We start from the raw sequence: 19,056 nt of genomic DNA, 5'->3' as shown, positions 1-19,056 counted from the left end.
GCACGGCCACGGACGTCACCGCCGCCGAACTACGACAGGAGACGTTCCTGCCGACCGACGAAGCGACCAGCGTCGTGCTGGCCGAATCCGCCGCGCGGCGACCGCATGCCCAGGGTCAGTCGACCAGGCCCCGCGACCCGGCAAGAGCCGGGAGAGCCCCCTTCGCCCGGTGGCGTACGCGCCCGGGCTCGCATGCGGTCCGGGCGCCGTGTGCGGCTGCCATCGCTGCGCCCGCGGACCGGCAGGCGGGCCGGTCCTACCGGGCCAGCGTCACGGTGATGGGGACGTTGGGGCAGTGCCCCAGTGTCTCGGCCAGGGCAGCGCGTTCGGTGGTGTCGATGCTCAGGCCCCAGCGGGTCTTGTCGGCCACCCAGTCGGTGACGTAGGTGCAGCGGTAGCCCTCGGCCGGCGGCAGCCACGTGCTGGGGTCCTGGTCGGCCTTGGACCGGTTCGAGGCAGCCGACACCGCGATCAGCGCCCGGCCGTCGCCCAGGTCGTTGGCGTAGGCCTCCCGTCCCTGGGCGGTCCAGGCGGAGGCGCCGACTGGTGGGGAGCGTCATTCCAAGTACGCGATATTCGGAGCTGGAGGTGATGCCAGGGGGAGGGGCTACGGTATGCCGCTGTGGACGCTGCTGATCTTGACTATCGGGCCCGGACGCAGTCCGGCTGCATCCCGCCGCACCTGGTCTCCCGGCTTCTCGAACTCGGCCATGCCGAGACGGTGGAGTTTTGGGCCGGCCGTGGGGAGTGGTTCTGCGCGCGGGAGTGGGCGCGGCTGCTCGGTGAACAGGGCCGACGGGCTGAGGCGCTGGAGATGCTCGCCCCGTATCTGGCTACGGGCTGGTGGACGGCCACCAGGACCACGGCGGAACTATTGGAGATCTGGGGGCGGGCCGACGAGGCGATCGTGCTGACCCGGGCTCGCATGGAGGTCGGGCATCCTCTGGCACTGGAGTTCTATGCACGATTGCTCGCCCGGCACGGCCGCAGCGACGAGGCGTTCACTCTGCTGCAGCCGCACATCGACGACTGGTTCCTCGCTGCGGCCCTGGTCGACGTAGCGGAGGGCGCTGGCCGAGACGAGAAGGCAGCCGAGTTGCTCGCCGCCCGGATCCCGGACGAACACCGTTGTGACTCTCCGTGGTGCTGTCGCGGCCTCGATCCCGACGCGGCGATCGGTTTGCTCGCCACGATCCATGAACGCCAGGGCCGCGTCGATGAGGCCATCGCCCTGCTCCGCACCAGGAACGTCACCTCGGTCAACGGCCGGGACCAGTTGGCCGATCTGCTGGCCCGGCACGACCGGACCGGGGACCTGCGCGCCTACGCAGTAACCGAGGAGCTGGGGTACGCCGCACGATGCCTTGCAGAACTGCTGGAAGAACGCGGTGACGTGGAGGGCGCGATTGCGGCATACCGGCAGGCTGACGAACCTGCCGCCTACGATCCCAACTCGGCTGTCCAGCTCGCGCAGCTGCTGGCCCGGCATGGTCGGGGGGACGAAGCGATCGAGGTAATGCGCCATCAGGCCGACGCCCGCAACGGGGACGACTGGATCCTCCATACTCTGTCCGACCTTTACCTCGACCAGAGCCGCCCCGAGGACGGCCTGGCGCATCTCGACGCCCTCGCCGCCGCCCGCGGGGGCGAGGATGACTGGGACCTCTTCTGGATACGACTTCCGCTGACGGCCGCCTGCGACCAGGTTGACGAAGCAATTGAGCGGGCCCGGGCTCACCCCGAGGGCGGCACGTCATATGCGGCACCGCATATTGCCGAGCTGCTGGCCAGCGCCGGACGCACCGAGGAGGCCGTCGCGGTCCTGCGACCCCACTCCCCCGCAAACAGCCACGACCTGGCCGGGTACCTCATTGACCTCGGCCGCATCAAAGAGGCCGTGGCCGTCCTGCATCAGGACAAGCCCCGTCCGCCGCAGCCCTCGACCACCGCCGCTTGGAGCGAGGAACCCCCGTTCTGAAGATCTGCCTGGCGCAACCCGAGAGCTGGTCGGCCCGCCGTCTTGACCGCGCCGCAAGGAGCCCAGCCTCTGAGCGGGCTGTTTGGCAGTATGACGAGCTTCGAGGGACGCGGTCCAGAGTCGGAAGAGCCGAGGAACAGGGTGTCGGTCAGGCGATCCTGTGCGGGTACGCTGCGGCTCGTACGGTTCACGGCGGGAGGGAACGGCAGGTCATGGGGCGTCAGAGGCTTTGGTGGGGGCGGGGCTTGGCTGCCGTGGCCGTGCTCGCGCTGGCTGGCTGTACGGTCACCGACGACACGGTGGATCCCAAGGCCAGTGACGCCGCGCCGTCCGTCTCGGCCGGCGCGCCGGGTGGTGAGGCCGACACGGGCACGCTGCCGGGCGTGCCGACGGCTGAGCAGGCCCGTACGGAACTCGCCGGGCTGAAGGTGGCGCCGCACGGCTCGATGGCTGGTTACAGCCGCGCCAAGTTCCCTCACTGGGCCCAGCAGGGTGAGAGGTGCGACACCCGGGAGACGGTGCTGGAGCGGGACGGCACGGACGTCACCCGTGACGAGGAGTGCCGGGCGGTGTCCGGGCGGTGGGCGAGTGTGTACGACGGCAAGACGTTCACCGACGCCTCCGACCTCGACATCGACCACGTGGTGCCGCTGGCGAACGCGTGGCGGTCCGGGGCGAACACGTGGTCGCAGGAGACGCGGAAGGCGTTCGCCAACGATCTCACGCACCCGCAGCTGCTGGCGGTCTCCGCCGCCTCGAACCGGTCCAAGGGCGACCAGGGCCCGGACGAGTGGCAGCCGCCGTCCAAGACCTACTGGTGCACCTATGCCCGGGCCTGGGTGTCGGTGAAGGCGAGCTACGAGCTGTCGGTGACCGAGGCCGAGAAGAACACGCTGACCGAGATGCTGGGTACCTGCCCCTCATGAGCGACCACGATCCCCAGCAGGAACGGCTCGTCGACGAGGTGATGGCCGGGCCCGGCGGCGCGATGACCGACGAGGTCGGCGTCATCACCGGCGAGCTCACCGTGGCCACCCGCCTCCTGCCGGACGGGCGCGCCGGCATCGCGATCCAGTACACGGACGCCGACGAGTGGTACACCCTCACCGGCAGTCCCGCCCCGGTGCCGCCGGACGGCGTGGCCGCACTCCATGCGCAGGTCCTGGAGCGGGTCCGCCGCGGTGGCGGCGCCGAAGTACCCCGCTGATCCGGCACAGCCGCCGCCCCCGAAGGCCCGGACGCCGGGTCCGGGCCTTGCTCTGTCGAAAGGGGTCTAGCGCGTCGATTGCCAGTAAGGGAGTCGGTGACCTTCCGTCTACTCGCGCTCCTGCCGGGAGCGGTTGGCGACCCAGTCCGGATCGCGTACGGACGCCGGCACCCGCGTCTCGGTGGCCGGGGCGCGCATGACGCGCCAGCTGGTGCGCGGCGCGGTGACGACGTGGACCAGGACGACGACGGCCTGCCGCCCGGCGCCGCCCCGGTGAAGCGGACCTGATCGGCCGCCCAGTCGTCCAGACGCCGCCACGGACGCAGCCGACCGAGCAGATAGCCGACCGCGAGCGTGACGACCGCGGTGACGATGACGCCCATCACGACCACCGCATCCCGATCGCGGACAGCAGCTATCCAGGAGCGGTCTTTCTGATCAGTGGGTTATGGGGTTGGCCTGGGCTGATCAGTTTCGTGCCTGGTGGTGGTAGCGCTTCTGGCCGGGTTGCTACAGCTTGGTGATGGAGGGAGGGACGCCTGGGCTGTGTGCTGAGCTGGCGCTTTTCTGTTCTCTGCGCGTTGATCAGGTTCGTTGAGTGTTGCTATCTGCTGGCTGTGGTGGTGGGACGCCGCCGCATCGATCCGTGCAGGCCATAGCGATGGCCGCGTTGCGAGCTCTCCTGGGCTGATCACGACCACCCGGCAGTGGTTGCCTGCATACGAGCTGGACACGTGGCGAGACCTCCTGGGCTGATGACGACGGCGCCTGGACTACGCTGGCACCCCGTGCCCCTGGGAGTTGCGATCCCTCTTGGGCTGATGACGACCTGCGCGGCGGAGCCTGGTACACGGACGTCGTCCGGTTGTGATCCCTCCTGGGCTGATGACGGCTCCAGGCAGGCTACCCGGGCGCCATTACCTATGCGTTGTGACTCCTCTTGGTCTGACAAGGCTGCCGTACACCGAACACGCGTACGCGCAGGCACCATAGTTGTAATCCCTCTTGGGCTCATGACGACGCCGAGCGTGACGGTGCCCTCTGCCCGATGAAGCTGATGACGAGGTGTTATTGCGTCGAGCTAGACGGTGTCCCGTAAATGCTCTGGGGCATGCTGGATGACCTGCTCGTTTACCTGTCATCCGGTGAGGGTGAGGTTGTACAGGCGGGCGATGCCGAGCATGGCGTGGTGGACGCCGTCGCCTCTGAGGCGGCAGTCGCGCAGGATCTTCCAGCTCTTCATGCGGGCGAAGGTGTGCTCGATGCGGGCGCGGACGCGGCGGTGCGAGGTGTTGTGGTCCTCCTTCCAGGCCGGCAGTTCCTCGTTCTTGTGCCGGCGGTAGTGCGGGATGGTCAGGCCGGTGCCCCGGTAGCCGCCGTCGGCGATCACCGTGGGGGTTGCGCCGACGGCGGCCTTGGTGCCGGAGTCCTCCCAGGCCCGGCAGTCGTTGCGGTTGCCGGGCAGCGGCCTGCCGACGGCAACCACGAGGCGGGTGTCGGCGTCGATGACGACCTGGTGGTTGGTGGAGTAGCGGTAGTTCTTGCTGGAGGCGGCCACGGTCCGGTCGCGGGTGGGGACCAGTGTGCCGTCCACGATGAGCACGGTGTCCTTGCGGAACCGCCGCCGGGGCTGGAGGGCGAGAGCCGGTCCGAGGTGGTCGACGATCCGGTCGGCCGCCGACTTGGAGATGCCGAACAGCGGGGCGAGTTGGCGCAGGGTGAGGTTGGTGCGCCAGTACGCGGCCACCAGCAGCACCCGGTCCTCCAGCGGCAGCGACCACGGCCGGCCCTTGCGGACCGGATCGGCCCCCTCGCGCCGCAGCGCGGTGATCAGCTTGGCGAACTGCCGCGGGCTCAGCCCGGTGAATGGACCTATCCACGAGGGCTCCGACGCCGTGATCACACCAGCCACGGCAAGATCATCTCACCCTTGACCAGCAGTTACGGGACAACCTCTAGGCGGAGTCAAGGTCCGCGGCTTCAGATCGTGATCCCTATTGAGCTGGTGACGTCCGGGAAGCTCGATCACAACGGCACTTACCTCGGGTTGTTGCGATCCCTCGTGAGCTGGTGACGATCGTCCCGCTGTCGCAGCGCACCGAGTTTTTCGTTCAATAGTTGTGATCCCTGCTGGGCTAATGATGAACTGGCCACACTGCGGGCACCCTCGGCAAGACCAACGTGTCGCAATCCCTTCTGAGCTTATGAGAACTAGCTCCTTGAGCGAAGCCCCGAGGGGATCCTCCGTTGGCGATCCCCCATGGGCTGATGACGACCCTGGCGCCGATCTTCGGCTGGGTGCACTGGGACGAGTTGCGATCCCTCTTGGGCTGATAACGGCGTCGCCGGGTTCGAGTAGACGATTACCGCCTATCCATTGCGATCCCTCCTAAGTTGATGACGACGGACGGGACCTGCTGACCGGGGAACTGGTGTGCGTGTTGTGATCCCTCCTGGGCCGGTGACCACGCGTACTGCAAGCGGCTCGGCATCAAATACAACACTCCGTTGCGAACCCTCCTGGGCTGATGACGACGCTGGTACGGGCCGCTCGCCTGGGATGACGACACCATGTTGTGAACCCTTCCGGGCTGATGGCGACCCTCGCCTACGACACCGAAGACGTCGGCAAATGCGTGTTGCGATCCCTGCTGGGCTGATGACGACCTGCCCGCAGTGCGGCACCCGCGCCGACGAATGGGAGTTGGAATCCCTCTAGGGTTGATGACGACGCGCTTCCCGTGCGTGCTGGGCTGCGGGTGCTATCAGTTGCGATCCCTCGTGGGCTGATGACGACGCTCCCCAACGAGATGGCCCGCTGAGCGCGGGACACGTTGTAATCCCTCTTGGGCTGATGATTTCCGCACGGTCGCCGCTGGCATCCCGCGCATGCGGGCGTTTCGATCCCTTTCGGGCTGATGACGACCGCGTCCATCCTTCGCGTGGAAGGCCTCACCGTCGTGTTGCGACCCCTTCTGGGCTGATGACAATCTGCCCTCATGGGCCAGGGCGGCGCGCGGGACATCATGTGGTTGCAATCCCTCTTGGGATAATAATGACCACGCCGGGGACTCCAGTCGAGTATAACGTGTGGGAATTGTGAGCCCTCTTGGGCTGATGGCGACAAGGAGCGGGACACGGACGACACGCGTGGTCTGTGGTTGCGATCCCTATTGGGTTGATGACGATGCCGCTGTTCCTGCGCTACCTACACATGCAGCCGTCGTTGTGAGCCTCTTGGGCTGATGAGGATGCGGGAGCCAGAATACCGCACGGAAGCGCACCACATGTTGTGATCCTTCTCAGGCTGATAACGACTGGGGGCATGCCCGTGGTGATCATGTACCCGCCGGGGTTGCGGTCCCTCTCGGGCTTATGGCGACCACAACCCGAGCTGCACATAACACCCGACACAGCGGTTGCGAACCCTCCCTGAGATGACGACCGCCGCCCTCGACGTGATGCACGTGGCAAAGTGCCGGTTGCGATCCCCTGTGGGCTGATGACGACCGCACTGCACCCGCGGGACTCAAAGGGACGGTTCATGTTGCGATCCCTTTCGGGCTGATGACGACCGTCGGGCGCTTACGAAGGCGCTACTGGCTGAGTAGTTGTGATTCCTCTAGGACTGATGAGATTCGCTGCTGTCGGACTTCAGGCGGCAGACATGATGTTGTGAACTCTCCAGAGATAATGACGACAACGGCAGGGACTCCGGTCGAGTAGGACGTGTGGGAATTGTAATCCTGGCTGGGCTGATGATGTGGGTCAGGCTGTTTCCTCTGGTTTGTATGTGGTGCCGGGGTCTCTTACGGATTTCAGCCCGTGTTCTTCGGTGTAGTCGCCGTCGATGAAGTGGACTTTCAGTTCGGTGTCGTAGCGGGCTTTCGGTGCGGCGCTGGCGGGGAGGGGGATGAGGTAGTCGTCGGCGAGGAGCCGTCCGGGGCGGCCGCCGACCTGATTGAGGGCGGCGGCGTAGTGGTCGCGGTCTTCGGCGAGGATGGCTTCAGTGCCGTCGAAGAGTTCGTCGAAGCGTTCGGCGAGCGGGCCGCGGTCGTCGTAGGGGTAGCTGAAGTCGAGGAACGTGGCGGCGAACTGGTCCCGGTGGTGCAGGACCTCCTGCCGCCAGGTGGTGCCCCAGGGGGTGGCGTAGATGGTGTTAAGAAGTCATCTCAATTGGCGAGTCGGCGGTAGCAGATCAGGGTGCAGGCGATGCTGGTGAAGGCCAGGAAGTGCTCGGCCTTACGCTCATACCGGCGGTGCAGACGGCGGCAGCCGGCCAGCCAGGCCATGGTGCGTTCGATGGTCCAGCGGTGCCGTCCCAGCCGCTGCGAGGTCTCGATGCCTTTCCGGGCGATGCGATGGGTGATGCCGCGTCCGCGGAGCCATCGCCGCAGGTGGCGGTAGTCGTATCCCTTGTCGGCGTGCAGCTTTCCCGGCTTGCGCCGGCGGGGTCCCCGCCGGGAGCGGATCGGCGGGATGCCCTGCACCAGCGGGATCAGGGCCTGGCTGTCGTGGACGTTGGCGCCGGAGATCCCCACGGAGATGGGCAGACCGGTCCGCTCCGTGATCAGATGGATCTTCGACCCGTACTTGCCCCGATCGACAGGATTCGGACCCGTCAGCTCCCCCTTTTCAGGGCCCGCATGTTCACCGAGTCGATCGCGCACCGTGACCAGTCCAGCTCGCCGCGGGCTCCGAGTTCGTCCAGGACCAGGCGGTGCAGTTTGGCCCAGACCCGGGCCTTGGTCCACTCGGTGAACCGGCGGTGCGCCGTGGCGCCGGACGGCCCGAACGACTCTGCCGGCAGCTGCTGCCACGTGCAGCCGGAGGTCGCGACGAACACGATCGCGGCCAGCACCTCGCGGTCGCCGTGCCGGCGCCGACCGCCGCCCTGGGGCCGCGTCGGTGCCTCCGGCACCACGCGCTGGAACAGCTCCCACAACTCATCCGGCACCAGCCGCTCAACGATCCCTGCCACGGCCGACAGCCTACCGAGCCAAATGAGATGACCTCTAAGCCAGCCGGTGATCTCGTTCTCATCGACGGGGTGTCCGTCGTGGGCGGTGAGGATGTGCCAGGCGGCCTGGGCGGGGGCTCGGGGGTAGATGCCGTCGGCGAACCACTGGCCGGGAGCGTCCTGACGCGGGCTGTAGCGGGCAGCATGCACGATGACGTCGGCAGGAGGCCGGGCCGCGATGCGGTTGGCGCGGCCGAAGCGCTGGGCGAGGGCTTCGAGGTCGGCGGCGGCGGTGAACAACACGTCGAAGTCGACGTCCATGGAGACCTCGAGGACCTGGGTGGAGACCACCAGGCCGGGCAGCCGGTCGCCGGCGCGGGTGCGTTCCACGCTGTGCCGGGCGAGGATGTGCTGTTCGAGGCGGGCGCGGTCGCGGCGCCGGTAGCGGGAGTGCAGCATGGTCGCCGCCTTGGGCCCGTGCAGGGCGCGTGCCCGGGGACCGAGCTGGTCATAGAGCTGCTGGGCCTGACGGATGTTGTTGGCGACCACCAGGACGGATTCGCCCTGCTGCAGGCGTTCGGCGATCTCGGCAACGGCGGCCGGGTCGGTGAGGTGGTGGGGGCGGGTGCGGATGCGGTGCCGGGCCGGGGAGTGGCTGTCGGCGTCATCCGTCCGAGTTACGGGCCGGGAGAGGGTGTCGGTGATGAGGTCGGCGAGGGCGTCGGGCAGGGTCGCGGACAGGATGGCGAAGCGGCCGCCGAGCCGTTCGAGCAGGCCCATCATGGCCAGGATGTAGCCGAGGCGTTTGGTGTCGTAGGCGTGGAGCTCGTCCATGATGAACACCGAGTTCGCCGCGTCCACCAGCAGGGAGGCGTGGGCGGGGCCGACCAGCGCGGCGCGCAGCAGCTGGTAGGGGGTAGTAATCCTGACGGTCTCGGTGAACAGCCGGGTCGCGGCCTGCCGGGCTACCGCTTTACGGGCGGCCGTGACCCGTTCCTGGTCGCCGTCTTCGGGGCAGGCGGCGGTGGCCAGGTGGTAAGCGGCGGCCCGCCCGTGCGCCACACCGACCCGCTCCGGCGCTCCGAGTTCTTTGGCGGTGCGGTCGGCGTTGGCATTGATGGAGGCGAGGTAGGGCAGGGTGTAGAAAATGCGGGGCACGCCTTGGCCTGCGGCCTGCATGGCGGCGGTCTGCCGGCAGGCCCACAGCCAGGAGGCTTCGGTTTTGCCGCTGCCGGTGCGGGAGCGGAGCAGCAGGTGCCCATCGACGGCGGCGGCGCGCTGCTGGTGCGGCCGCAGCGTGTAGCCCTTGGCTGTGATGGCGTTCTCCAGGCGGTTGGCGAAGGCCGGGCCCATGGGCTGCACCAGATGGGGGCGGGTGTGGGCGGAGGAGAGGTGGTCAGCCATGGTGACGGCGCCCTGCAGCAGCACCGCAGCCAGGCCCTCCTCGGCGCTCGTGCCGTACTCGAACCGGTCCAGCAGCCCGCCCAGCTCCGCATGCGCCTGCGCGATCCAATCGGTTCCGGCCGGAAGCGGCTTGACCGCCAGCCCGCCTTGATCGGCAGTGTCGTACAGCCAGGCCGCGAGCGCCTCGGCGACGGCCTGGTCCAGCGGCGCGAAGCGGGACCGCCACTCGGGAAGCGGCGCCGTGCCGTACAGCGCGGCCAAAGACCGGGGAGAGTTGGTCAGCGCCCGGTGGTGGGTGGCGATGCCAGCCGCCACCCACGCGCGCAGCTCCTCGTCCGCCACCAACGGTACGAACGCCAGGGACAGCACCTCGTGACGCTCACCCCACACCGCGCCCCCGACGAGCATCTGCTGGAACCCATCGGGGATCTTGCCCGCGTCGTGCAGGAGATCGGCCAGGCACACCGCGTCCCAGAACCCGGGCACGATGCCGTCCACCACGGCTATGCGCCCGGTGCGCCGGGCCACCAGCCCGGCCGCATCCAGCGCCGCTCGCAGGTGCACCGTCAGCTTCTCGGTCGACCGTCCCCGCCGGGCACTCTTGGCCAGAACCTCGTGCAGCACGCTCCCCTCTCCCATGCTCGGCTGCTCTAGTGGCGGTGGCGATGAGGACATGGGCTGCTACGCCTCCGCGGTCGCGGGATGGGTGGGCGGGAGCAGGCTGACCGCTTGCCCGGTGGCGGTGCGGTAGCTGCCGGGGACGACGCTGGAGGCGGTGCCGGCAGCATCGTGGCGGTAGGTGCCCCACACCGTGCGGGTCCGGTCCAGCCGGATCGCGGTGGGCAGCCGCAGCGCGGTGCCGCCCATGCCGGGGGCATCCTCCACGACGGCGCCACGCTGCTCGCCGGCCTCCTGGACCAGTTCGATGGTGTCCAGGTTCAGGCCGACGAGGTCCTGGCTGCGGCCGAGGCGGAGCGGCCAGACGGGCCGGCGCAGGATGCGGCGCCACCGGTCGGGCTGGTCGGTGATCCAGACCGTCAGGGTGGTGAAGGCCAGGAACTCGCGGCCCTTCGGCACCGGCGTGGTGGGCCGGCCCTTGGCGTCCAGGGGGTGGTAGGTCTCCAGGTCGACGCCCTGACCTCGGGCATGGAACGCCATGGCGAACTGAAAGGTGTCGGGAATGTGCGGCCAGCCGCCGGCCGCGGCGGCGAGCATGCCGCCGACCGTGGACGGCGGCGGGCAGGGCAGCTGGACCTGCACGCCGGAGTACAGGGGGTTGCGGAAGCTGGCGACGGGGGCCGTGAAGGTGGCCTGCAGCGCCGTGACGGTACCTGCGGTCATGCCGTCGCGTCCTGGAACCAGTCGTCGTGATCGCCGTTCTCGATCTCCTGGGCCAGGCCGTTGAGGATCGTGCGCGGGTGGTCGATCACCACGGTCCCGGCGGTGATCAGGTCGGCGAGGTCGCGGCGGGCGCGGTCGCGCTGGTCACCGAGGAAGCCGGGCGCCCACCCGATCCGCACGGGCCCGTCGAGTTCGTCGCGCCAGGCGGTGATCTCCTCGGCGATGGTGTCGGCGGCGAAGGCGGGCTTGCCGTCCTTGTTGGCCAGGACGCGGGTGAAGGGGTTGATGCCGCCCTTGACCGGGGCCAGGAGGATGAAGGCCGGGGTGCGGTCGCCGTAGTGGGAGGCGGGCTTGGCACCGCCGCGCAGGGCGGCGAGCGTGCGCAGCACCAGCGCGACGCGGCGGCGCCGCTCGGCGATGTCCAGGACCAGGGACGCCACCCCGCGGAAGATCGCCTCGGTGGCCCCCGCGGCGGCGGCTTCCTCGGCGGCCTGGGGGTGCAGGGCTACGCGGATGCCCTGTCCGTCGGTCTCGAAGGTGCCGATGCGGGGCAGATCGAGGCTGAGGTCTCCGGCGCAGACGGCGGTGTAGAACTCGTGCTCGTGGATGAGGGGGCTGTCGTCGGCGGCGAACCCGCGGGTCATGGTCCCGAAGTCGGAGGTGGGCCGCTGGGGGGTGACGCTGACGAACGTGCCGGTCGCCAGGACGGTGTCCCGCTGGCAGGAGCTGTCCGAGCCCTTGACGGCGACCATGTAGCCGAACACAGGTCGTCATCCGCATACAGGTCGGGACGGCCCTTGGTGTAGGCCTGCTGCTTCTTACCCTTGCCCTCGCGCAGGACAGGGGAGACGGTCTCACTGGCGGGGAAGCTGTCGCGCAGCCAGCGGCGCACGGCCTGGGGCGAGATGTAGGGGTAGGTGTCCCGGCCGACCTGCATCTTCTTGACCACGCCGACGTTGTCCTGGCCGCGGCCGTTGTTGGGGGCGCCGGCCTGGATGTCGAGCGCGAGCTTTCCTGCAAGGTGCGTCACGGGGCGATTCCTTCCTCAAGGGCTTCGGTGTCGGCGGGGTCGATGGCGTCGGGGTCGAAGTCCTCGACAATCGTCTTGGCGTCCTTGGGCTGCCAGCCACGGCGGTGCAGTTCCGCCAGAACGGACGTGAGCAGGTACTGCCGGAAGAACCAGGCGTTGCCGTCCTGGCTCGGGGAGAACAACAGCTCGAACCCGCGCTCGGTGATCAGCGGAGCGCCGTCCTCCGGGCGGGCCAGGACCCATTCGACGCCGTGGCGCTGCAGCCAGCCGCGCAGGTCCGCGCCGCGGCCGGGGCGGAACAGGGCGTGAAAGCCGGTGAGCTTACCCCCGGTGTCATCGGGCTTGAACAGGGCGGCGACCCGCTGGGCGGTCGCACGGATCTCAGCGAGATCCTTCTCTTCCATGTGCATCACCTCATGCAGGTAGGAGCCGGCCAGTTCGGCAACGGCCAGCGACTCGGGTGCAGGCCGGCCACAGGCCTCGGTCCGGTCGGTCAGGTAGGAGGCGAGAACGCCGGGGATGCTCTCGGGGCGGTGGAACACTCGCCAGGCCAGGTTCTGCGCACCGCTGCCCTTGTCGGTGCGCAAGGAACGCAGCAGGCACGCGAACCCGGTCCGCCGACCGGGCAGCCGCGTCGTGGTGCGCAGCCACTCGGCGAGCGGCTGGTCAACGGCATGCGAGGTGAGGACCTGGTCCTGGTTGTTGTTGGTGAACACCAGCAGCTCCACGCCCGCTGTGACGCGGTGCTCGTAGCCACGCAGCGCCGCCAGCACGGCAACGTCGGCCGGCGGACTGACCGGCTTGGCGCCGAGCGTGATCAGCAGCCCGTTGCGCTGCACCTGTCGGCTGACGGTGTGCACCGCGAAACGCTCGTCCCAGGTGTGCACGACCGTGCTTGGACCCCCTGACAGCTGGCTGCCGAACGGCACCGCGTGGAAGGAACACACGCACGGCCAGCACAGCGCGAGACCCGCGTGCCCGCGCGGCGTGCTGTTGCGATAGGCGACCGACTCGGCCAGCACGATGTCGCTCTTGCCGTAGAACCCGACCGCCGCTGCCCCGCAGAGCACGCATCCCGTCGTTGGCCAGGTCTGCGGTGCGGGGATGGTGCGCCAGGCCCGGACGGCCTCGGTGACCTCCGCATCGGAGAGTTTCTTGTTCCGCGGGTGGTTCATTTTGCTGTTCGGCCACAGGCTGTACGAACACTTCAGGAGAAACCCGGCCTCCGCCTTGGTATCCCTCACGAGTGCTGCCCGCACAGCAGCCGCGGTGACCTTCTCGGCGGCCGCCTCGAACAGCGGGCCCGCCACCATGTCCGGATGACGGGCGCCGGCGAACGCCGCCAGGGCGAACGCCCCGACCCTCTGTAGAGGATGAGGCGTCAGCCGCAGCGATACCTGCTCGGCAGCAATGCCGGTCATGCGGTCACCCACCCGAACCCGGCCCCGGTCTGCTGGCCAATCCCCGCAGACCACAGAGCAGACAGCGCTCCGGCGCCTCCGCGAACCTCGACCTCCACCGGCGCCCCCGTCCGATGACCGGAACGGCCCTGGCCACAGACCCGGAAGGCGCGGCGCACGCCCACCCACGTGATCCCCTCGACAGAGATGTCCGCGGCGTGCCCGAATGTCTCGGCCCGACGGTTCAGATTGCGCTCCAGCGCCACCGGATACGCCGGATCCTCCGGCAGCAACGCCCGTACAGCGGTGTGCTGGGTGCCGGGCTCGGGCTGCTGGTACTCGGACAGATGCACAGGGCTCGCCGTGCGCAGCCGGGCCCGGCCGGCGGTGAAGCTGGGCGGCTGCTGGACGGTGACACTGCTGACCTGCAGCGCGACCCCGCCCCAGTCCAGCAGCGAGCGGGCCGGGTCCATAAAGGCTAGAGCCAGAGCCTGTACGAAGTCCTGCAGTGGACTGCCGAACTCAAGATAACCGCTCCCGCCCGCCGCGTACTTCCCACGCACCCGCCGCGCGCTCGGAAACATGGGCGCGCTGTACCCGAACGGAGCCATCCCGTACGGACCCCATCCGTTCTCATGGATCTTCTCCGCGAGATCGGGTGCAGTCCGACGCAACGCGTCGTACACGATGCCTCGCCCGGGAGCGAGGACGTTCTCCCATGGGATCTCCCGAGCCCGTGTACTAATCTCCAAGCGCAAGCGCACGATCCCCTCCCCTCTCCCCATCCGGGGCGAATGAGTCCACACCAGGGCACGCCAAATAAGCCTCTTCAGAGAGGAGTTAGCGTTCCGAGGAGCAACGTACACAGAGGCACTGACAACGTCCGCTGAGCTGGGAGATATCACCGTTGCGGGCAACAAGTCAGTTATCGTCACCAGCCTCCGAGCGCGAAGATGATGGTGCTTCTTCATGCGTAGTCAGCTGCTGTCGTCATGAGCCCAGGAGGGTTCGCAACACCTTGTACGGGCGCGGGATCTGGTCGTAGAGCAGAGTCGTCATGAGCCCAGGAGGATTTGCAACATCATCGGGAACGGAACCCGCGCAGAGTCCATCGGGGTCGTCATCAGCCCGGGAGGGTTCGCAACTCGTGATTGTAGCGCGCTACGACGTCCGGGCAGCCGGTCGTGATCAGCTCAGGAAGGTTCGCAACAACTGGATCTGGCGGGCCGCCCAGTAGTCCGGCCTGGTCGTCATCAGCCCAAGAGGGTCTGCAACGTCTCGCGTACTCATCAGCCCGGGAAGGATCGAAACAGGCGCACGCGGAGGCGGTAGAGACCGACCTACTCAGTCGTTACTAACCCAGGAGGGTTCGCGACGGGTGCATGTAGCCGAGGGGTACCCGGTCGTCATCACCCCGGTTCGCAACACGTACACGGTGCTCGAGGCGGCGGACGCTGCGGTGGTCGTCATCAGCCCATGGGGGATCGCAACATGATGAGGACGTCGACCGGACGGCTAGTCAGGGCGGTCGTCATCAGCCAAAAAGTTTCATAACACCTCATCCTCGGTAATTGGCACTATCCAGTGCGAATATCTTTATTCGGCCCAGGAGGGTTCGCAACAACGTGAGCCGGCGGTGCAGCCGGACCATGTGCGTCCGTCGTCATCAGTCCAGAAGGGATTGCAACACGTGCGCGCGTGCGTGCGGGTCGATCCGCACGCCGGTCGTGTCTGCTCAGGAGGGATCGCAACCGCGGGCCCACACCCACGGCACGCCGACGCTGTCGGTCGTCATCAGTCCGGAGGGATCGCAACGTGATTTGGTCTACGAAGACCAGCGCATTCCGATGGCGGACAGCAGCTCCACCCGCTCCGGGGACAGCGTCGCGGCCCGGCTGCGCTGGTTCCCGATCCACGCCCCGAGCCGGAGCTCCTGCTCCTCCTGGTCCTCGCTGACGAGGACGATCCGTTCGACGTGCTTGCGCGGTACCCGCAGGTGCCCCTCGCGCTCGAAGAACTGGCGACAAGCACGCGTAGCCTCTGGTGGGTACCGGGTGATCTTGGTCGTGAACCCGTCTATTAGGGGCTTCACCCATCTGTCGAACCAACTGGCCAGCTCGTGAGGCAAGTTGGCAAAGTCTCACTGTTGCGCTCCGTTCTGTGGGAGCCGGGGGTGAGACTCCCTCGGGCCACCCAACCAGTGCCGGAACACCCCCGCGTCGGCGGGGAGGACACATGACGACTCCCGCACTGTACGTGCTCGACGAAACACCCCCGCGTTGGCGGGGAGAACTTCATTCCCTCACCCAACGACATCCTGTGCGGGGGAACCGACGAAATGTGGCGTGCCGGGTGGCGGAAAACGGGTTGGTGCTCACGGCAGGGGCGGCCGTAGCGGGTGTGATCCGGTTGCCCGCTCGTCCGTCGGTATCAGGGGGCTGCGTTGCCTACGATCTCTGCCAACTCGTTGGCCGACTCAGGGGTCAGGCGGTAGAACCCCTGGAGGCTGATCGAGCGCTCGAGGCGGCCGTCCTGCACGTACTTCAGGCCGCGGGTCTTGCCCCAGCGGTTGCGCCAGGTGAGTCTTGCCAGAAGATCGCCGGGGATCGGTATGTCGAAGCGTACGGGCGTCGCCTCCACGTGCACCGCTGCGGCGCCGCAGCCGCCGGCACCGAGCATCGACCAGTTGCCGTGCCCGGGAAACGCCGGGTCCTGCCACGTCGCGGGGGCGGTGCCGCAGCAGTCGCGCCGCTCCGTGTCGATCACCCGCATGCGGCTCACCACGTACACGACGCACCGGTTGACGTGCAGCGCGTACACCTCGTCTCCAGCACGGGCACCCGACCAGGTGGGCAGGGAGGAATGCACGCCGCTGAAGGCGACCGGCGGCCGCTCACCCACGCGGCCCGCCTTGCGCAGGGCACGGCATGTGTCATGGGTCCACAAGACGGTGAAGGCATCAGACATGCCGTGATCTTATGAACGAGGACTGACAGCGCTTCCGGGGAAGCGCTCCTGGAGCTTCAGCGGCTGACCGCCCGTCGCGGCCCGCTCCACGTGCTGGCCGCCGTCGAGCACTCGATCATCACCGCGATGAGGAGTGGAAGACCCCCGCGTCGGCGGGGAGGATCCGCGCGCCGGTCCAGCTAACGATCTTTTCGGTTCGGGGTGACGATTGCGTCGGGTGAGGGCCAGCCCGGTCCCGGTGATGAATCCGTCGAGCAGGCCGGCCTGGTACTGCATCCGTTTCAGGCGGGTGCGGGCCAGTGCGGCCAGTTCGTCGATGCTGCACGGAGCCAGGTTGCCCAGGCTCCTCTTCAGGTGCGCCCATACCCCCTCGGCCGGGTTGAGGTCGGGAGCGTAGGAGGGGAAGCGGAAGACCGTCAGCCAGGCGCGTGCCGCGACCAGCGCGCGCATCGCGGCGTCGAGGTGATGGGTGTAGTCGTCCCACACCAGCACCACGTTCCCGCCGAGCTGCTGGTGAGCGGCGTCCAGCAGGCGGGCGAAGTCGGCCTCTCAAAAGCCCCTTTGCTCCTGCTTGCGGCCGTGGTGCACCAGCATCCGGAAGACCAGCCGGGTGCGCTCGCCCGGACGTCAGCAGAGCAGGCCGGCCAGGGAGATGCGTCCGGAGCCAGCGGCGCGGACCATGATGTGGGGCGGGCGCCCGCGTCTGGCCCAGGTGCGGGCCCTGGGCGGCCGAAGCTGCTGGCCCGACTCGTCCGCGAAGCACAGCCAGGCATCCCGATCTCTTACCGTCTTTCCACCCGTGGCCAGATTTACCTGATCCAGGTGGCCACCGCCTGCTCGTCGCGTTCGGCGGCCCGGCGCGCCGGTGCCTGCACCGTGAAGCCCATCTGGTGCAGGAGGCGCCAGGTCTGCGCCGGGCTGAACCGGACGTGGAAGCGGCGGGCGATCACGGTGGCCACCCGCTCCAGCGTCCACCGCTGCTCCTCCGTCCAGCCGTGCGCGGCCGGCCCCTTGGCCAGCTCGGCGGCCAGCCAGGCCCGCCAGGCCGGCCGCATCCGCGACGGCCTGCCGGACGGCCCCTTCGAGCAAAGCGCCTCCCTGCCGCCGTCCCGCCAGCGGGCGTGCCAGGCATAGGCGGATTTCCGGGAGACCCGCAGCCGCCGGGCGACCTGCGGCGGCGCCAGGCCGTGCGCGAACATCTCGGCAGCCTCCAACCGCGCCCGCTCCCGCTGGGCCCGCTGCCGCGCGGTCAGGCCACCCCCATCGGGATACCGCATACCACCGGGATACACCCACGACCACGGTTCCCGTCACCCTGAACCGAAAAGATCGTTAGCCAGCGCACCGCCTTCCGCTCCGCCCTTCGTGTTGAGGGCAGGGTGGTCGTGCTGTTACTCGCAGCCGACGCCGTCACCGTCGCGGTCGAGGTGACGCCCGTACCCGGGATCACCGGCATACACAGGGGCAGCACCGGCAGCGCGAGCGGCGGAACAGTTCGCGTAGTAGGCACTACCTCCTCCACCGCCGCTGCTGCCGCTCCCACCACTGCTGCTGCCTCCGCTGCCGGAGTTGACGGCGGGCTTCGCGGTGACCGTCTCTGTGACCTCCACCTCTACGGTCTCGGTCACGGTGGGTGCCGGCTCGGGGTCCGCGGTGGCGGTAGCTGTGGCGGTGACGGTCACGGTGGGCCGGGGAGGGGCCGCGGCCGGCTTGGCGTCGTCCTTGGGCTGTGAGTCGCTGGCACCGGCTCCGATGCCGATGAGGAAGGCGAGGCCGAGCGCGGGCAGCACGAACCGTTTCCGCGCCCATTTCGGCGCGGGCCGGACCGCTGTTGGCGGAGTGTACGGGTTGGTCATGGCGCCCCCCTGGGTTGATCGTTGGGGCGTTGACGGTAGTAGATACGTGAAGGGGATGCGCAACTCTGGGGGAGCAGTCACTGTTTCGTGACGATGGGCGAGGCGGTCGCGCGTTCGGAACCCCAGCCTGACGACGGCCGCTGCGGCGGGATGGTCCATGCTGGTGCCGTGAACCCCGAGCGTTACCACCTGCCCCTCACCGGCGACGGCCGCCCGACCGCGCACGGCTGGTGGGGGAGCGAGGCGACCGCGCGCGGCCACTGCGCCGGCTGGATCGGCGAACACGGCAGGCCCGCACCCAGGTCACCCTCGTCGACGAGGAGACGGGCGAGACGTTGACGACGTGGCCGGGCGAGGCATGACTGTCTGCTTCAGATGCGCGGAGATCTCGCCGTGGGTCAGGCCGCGGGCGGACAGCGACAGGACCATCTCGTCGACGCCGGTCAGCCGGCGCTGCCGCTTCTTGACGATTCTCACGGCTCGAACGAGCCCGCCCGATCGCGCGGGACGTCGATCTCGACCGGGCCGACATCGGTGAGCATGGTCTTGGAGCGGGTGCCGTTGCGGGTGTTGCCGCCGGCCGTCTTCTCGTGCTTCTCGTGCCCGAGGTGATCGGTGATCTCGCCATCGAGGGCGGACTCGAGGATCTTCTTCGTGAGCTGCTGCAGCAGTCCGGCCTCGCCTATCAGTTTGATCCCGCCGGCCTTGGCCCGGTCCACCGGCTGGCTGATGAGTTGGTCGTCCAGCGCGTCAGGCTTCAGCCCCGTCGGCTGCACTTCCTCCACGGCCTCAGCCGACACGGTCACGTCTGTCATCAGGTGTCACTTCCTGCTTGAAGATCCACCGTTGACCGTACAGACCCTCACCCCAAAGACAGGTACTGACAAGAGGCGGTCGCGCTTTCATGGACAGG

The 19,056-nt window shown here is 68.5% G+C and carries 15 protein-coding genes and 4 pseudogenes; 5 read left to right on the top strand and 14 right to left on the bottom strand.

Features of this window, described 5'->3' with window-relative positions:
- Positions 1-256: 256 nt before the first annotated feature.
- Positions 257-541, bottom strand: a pseudogene (locus ACVW19_RS34250) (HNH endonuclease family protein); the annotation flags it as partial.
- An 81-nt stretch (positions 542-622) separates the two neighbouring features.
- On the opposite strand from ACVW19_RS34250, the gene ACVW19_RS34245 reads away from it, so the two are divergent.
- From ACVW19_RS34245 to ACVW19_RS34235, 3 genes are all read left to right on the top strand, one after another.
- The gene (locus ACVW19_RS34245; RefSeq protein WP_457464973.1) at positions 623-1,978 is read left to right on the top strand and encodes a tetratricopeptide repeat protein; all 1,356 of its coding nucleotides are present in this window, start codon (positions 623-625) and stop codon (positions 1,976-1,978) included.
- 212 nt (positions 1,979-2,190) lie between these two features.
- Positions 2,191-2,904 carry an HNH endonuclease family protein gene (locus tag ACVW19_RS34240; RefSeq protein ID WP_457464971.1) on the top strand — a complete coding sequence of 238 codons (714 nt, stop codon included), beginning with the start codon at positions 2,191-2,193 and terminating at the stop codon, positions 2,902-2,904.
- Positions 2,901-3,185, top strand: coding sequence for a hypothetical protein (locus ACVW19_RS34235; RefSeq protein ID WP_457464969.1), 285 nt, complete (start codon positions 2,901-2,903; stop codon positions 3,183-3,185). Before ACVW19_RS34240 ends, ACVW19_RS34235 begins: the two co-directional genes overlap by 4 nt.
- A gap of 108 nt (positions 3,186-3,293) precedes the next feature.
- Here ACVW19_RS34235 and ACVW19_RS34230 read toward each other — a convergent pair whose 3' ends face one another.
- Both ACVW19_RS34230 and ACVW19_RS34225 read right to left on the bottom strand, forming a co-directional pair.
- On the bottom strand, positions 3,294-3,503 hold the full coding sequence (locus ACVW19_RS34230; protein WP_457464968.1) for a hypothetical protein: 210 nt from the start codon (positions 3,501-3,503) through the stop codon (positions 3,294-3,296).
- An 820-nt stretch (positions 3,504-4,323) separates the two neighbouring features.
- The gene (locus ACVW19_RS34225) at positions 4,324-5,097 is read right to left on the bottom strand and encodes a transposase (RefSeq protein ID WP_457464966.1); all 774 of its coding nucleotides are present in this window, start codon (positions 5,095-5,097) and stop codon (positions 4,324-4,326) included.
- 1,913 nt (positions 5,098-7,010) lie between these two features.
- Between ACVW19_RS34225 and ACVW19_RS34220 the strand changes: the two genes are divergently transcribed.
- Positions 7,011-7,379, top strand: coding sequence for a hypothetical protein (locus tag ACVW19_RS34220; protein ID WP_457464964.1), 369 nt, complete (start codon positions 7,011-7,013; stop codon positions 7,377-7,379).
- Here the strand turns inward: ACVW19_RS34220 and ACVW19_RS34215 are convergent.
- The 10 genes and pseudogenes from ACVW19_RS34215 to ACVW19_RS34170 form a co-directional block, all read right to left on the bottom strand.
- A protein-coding gene (locus tag ACVW19_RS34215; RefSeq protein ID WP_457456963.1) for an IS5 family transposase occupies positions 7,358-8,157 on the bottom strand; the annotation gives its coding sequence in 2 pieces (ribosomal slippage) (positions 7,358-7,819 and positions 7,822-8,157; 798 coding nt in all). The two genes, ACVW19_RS34220 and ACVW19_RS34215, sit on opposite strands and share 22 nt — an antisense overlap.
- A gap of 207 nt (positions 8,158-8,364) precedes the next feature.
- Positions 8,365-10,188 (bottom strand): annotated as a pseudogene (gene cas3, locus ACVW19_RS34210) (CRISPR-associated helicase Cas3'); the annotation flags it as partial.
- A 42-nt stretch (positions 10,189-10,230) separates the two neighbouring features.
- The gene (gene cas5 / locus ACVW19_RS34205; RefSeq protein ID WP_457464962.1) at positions 10,231-10,890 is read right to left on the bottom strand and encodes a CRISPR-associated protein Cas5; all 660 of its coding nucleotides are present in this window, start codon (positions 10,888-10,890) and stop codon (positions 10,231-10,233) included.
- Complete coding sequence (gene cas7i / locus ACVW19_RS34200) at positions 10,887-11,654, bottom strand: type I-B CRISPR-associated protein Cas7/Cst2/DevR (RefSeq protein ID WP_457464961.1); 768 nt, start codon at positions 11,652-11,654, stop codon at positions 10,887-10,889. The genes cas5 and cas7i overlap by 4 nt, the downstream gene beginning before the upstream one ends.
- Before the next feature lie 262 nt (positions 11,655-11,916).
- Positions 11,917-13,353 (bottom strand): hypothetical protein, encoded by a 1,437-nt coding sequence (locus ACVW19_RS34195; protein WP_457464959.1) that lies wholly within the window; start codon positions 13,351-13,353, stop codon positions 11,917-11,919.
- Positions 13,338-13,904: a CRISPR-associated endoribonuclease Cas6 gene (locus ACVW19_RS34190; protein WP_457464958.1), complete on the bottom strand. Its 567-nt coding sequence runs from the start codon at positions 13,902-13,904 to the stop codon at positions 13,338-13,340. The genes ACVW19_RS34195 and ACVW19_RS34190 overlap by 16 nt, the downstream gene beginning before the upstream one ends.
- Positions 13,905-15,145: 1,241 nt before the next feature.
- On the bottom strand, positions 15,146-15,412 hold the full coding sequence (locus ACVW19_RS34185; protein ID WP_457464956.1) for a helicase associated domain-containing protein: 267 nt from the start codon (positions 15,410-15,412) through the stop codon (positions 15,146-15,148).
- Between the two features lie 338 nt (positions 15,413-15,750).
- Positions 15,751-16,287 carry a hypothetical protein gene (locus tag ACVW19_RS34180; protein ID WP_457464955.1) on the bottom strand — a complete coding sequence of 179 codons (537 nt, stop codon included), beginning with the start codon at positions 16,285-16,287 and terminating at the stop codon, positions 15,751-15,753.
- Between the two features lie 216 nt (positions 16,288-16,503).
- Positions 16,504-17,564 (bottom strand): annotated as a pseudogene (locus ACVW19_RS34175) (IS630 family transposase); the annotation flags it as partial.
- 114 nt (positions 17,565-17,678) lie between these two features.
- Positions 17,679-18,143, bottom strand: coding sequence for an excalibur calcium-binding domain-containing protein (locus ACVW19_RS34170; protein ID WP_457464954.1), 465 nt, complete (start codon positions 18,141-18,143; stop codon positions 17,679-17,681).
- A gap of 168 nt (positions 18,144-18,311) precedes the next feature.
- Here ACVW19_RS34170 and ACVW19_RS34165 point away from each other — a divergent pair, with 168 nt between their 5' ends.
- Positions 18,312-18,482, top strand: a complete 171-nt coding sequence (locus tag ACVW19_RS34165; RefSeq protein ID WP_457464989.1) for a hypothetical protein — start codon at positions 18,312-18,314, stop codon at positions 18,480-18,482.
- A gap of 27 nt (positions 18,483-18,509) precedes the next feature.
- On the opposite strand, the pseudogene ACVW19_RS34160 reads toward ACVW19_RS34165, so the two are convergent.
- Positions 18,510-18,958, bottom strand: a pseudogene (locus tag ACVW19_RS34160) (transposase); the annotation flags it as partial.
- Positions 18,959-19,056: the final 98 nt, after the last annotated feature.

The sequence above is a fragment of the Streptomyces sp. TE5632 genome (assembly GCF_054061295.1).
This window is presented reverse-complemented; position numbering and strand designations above follow the sequence as displayed.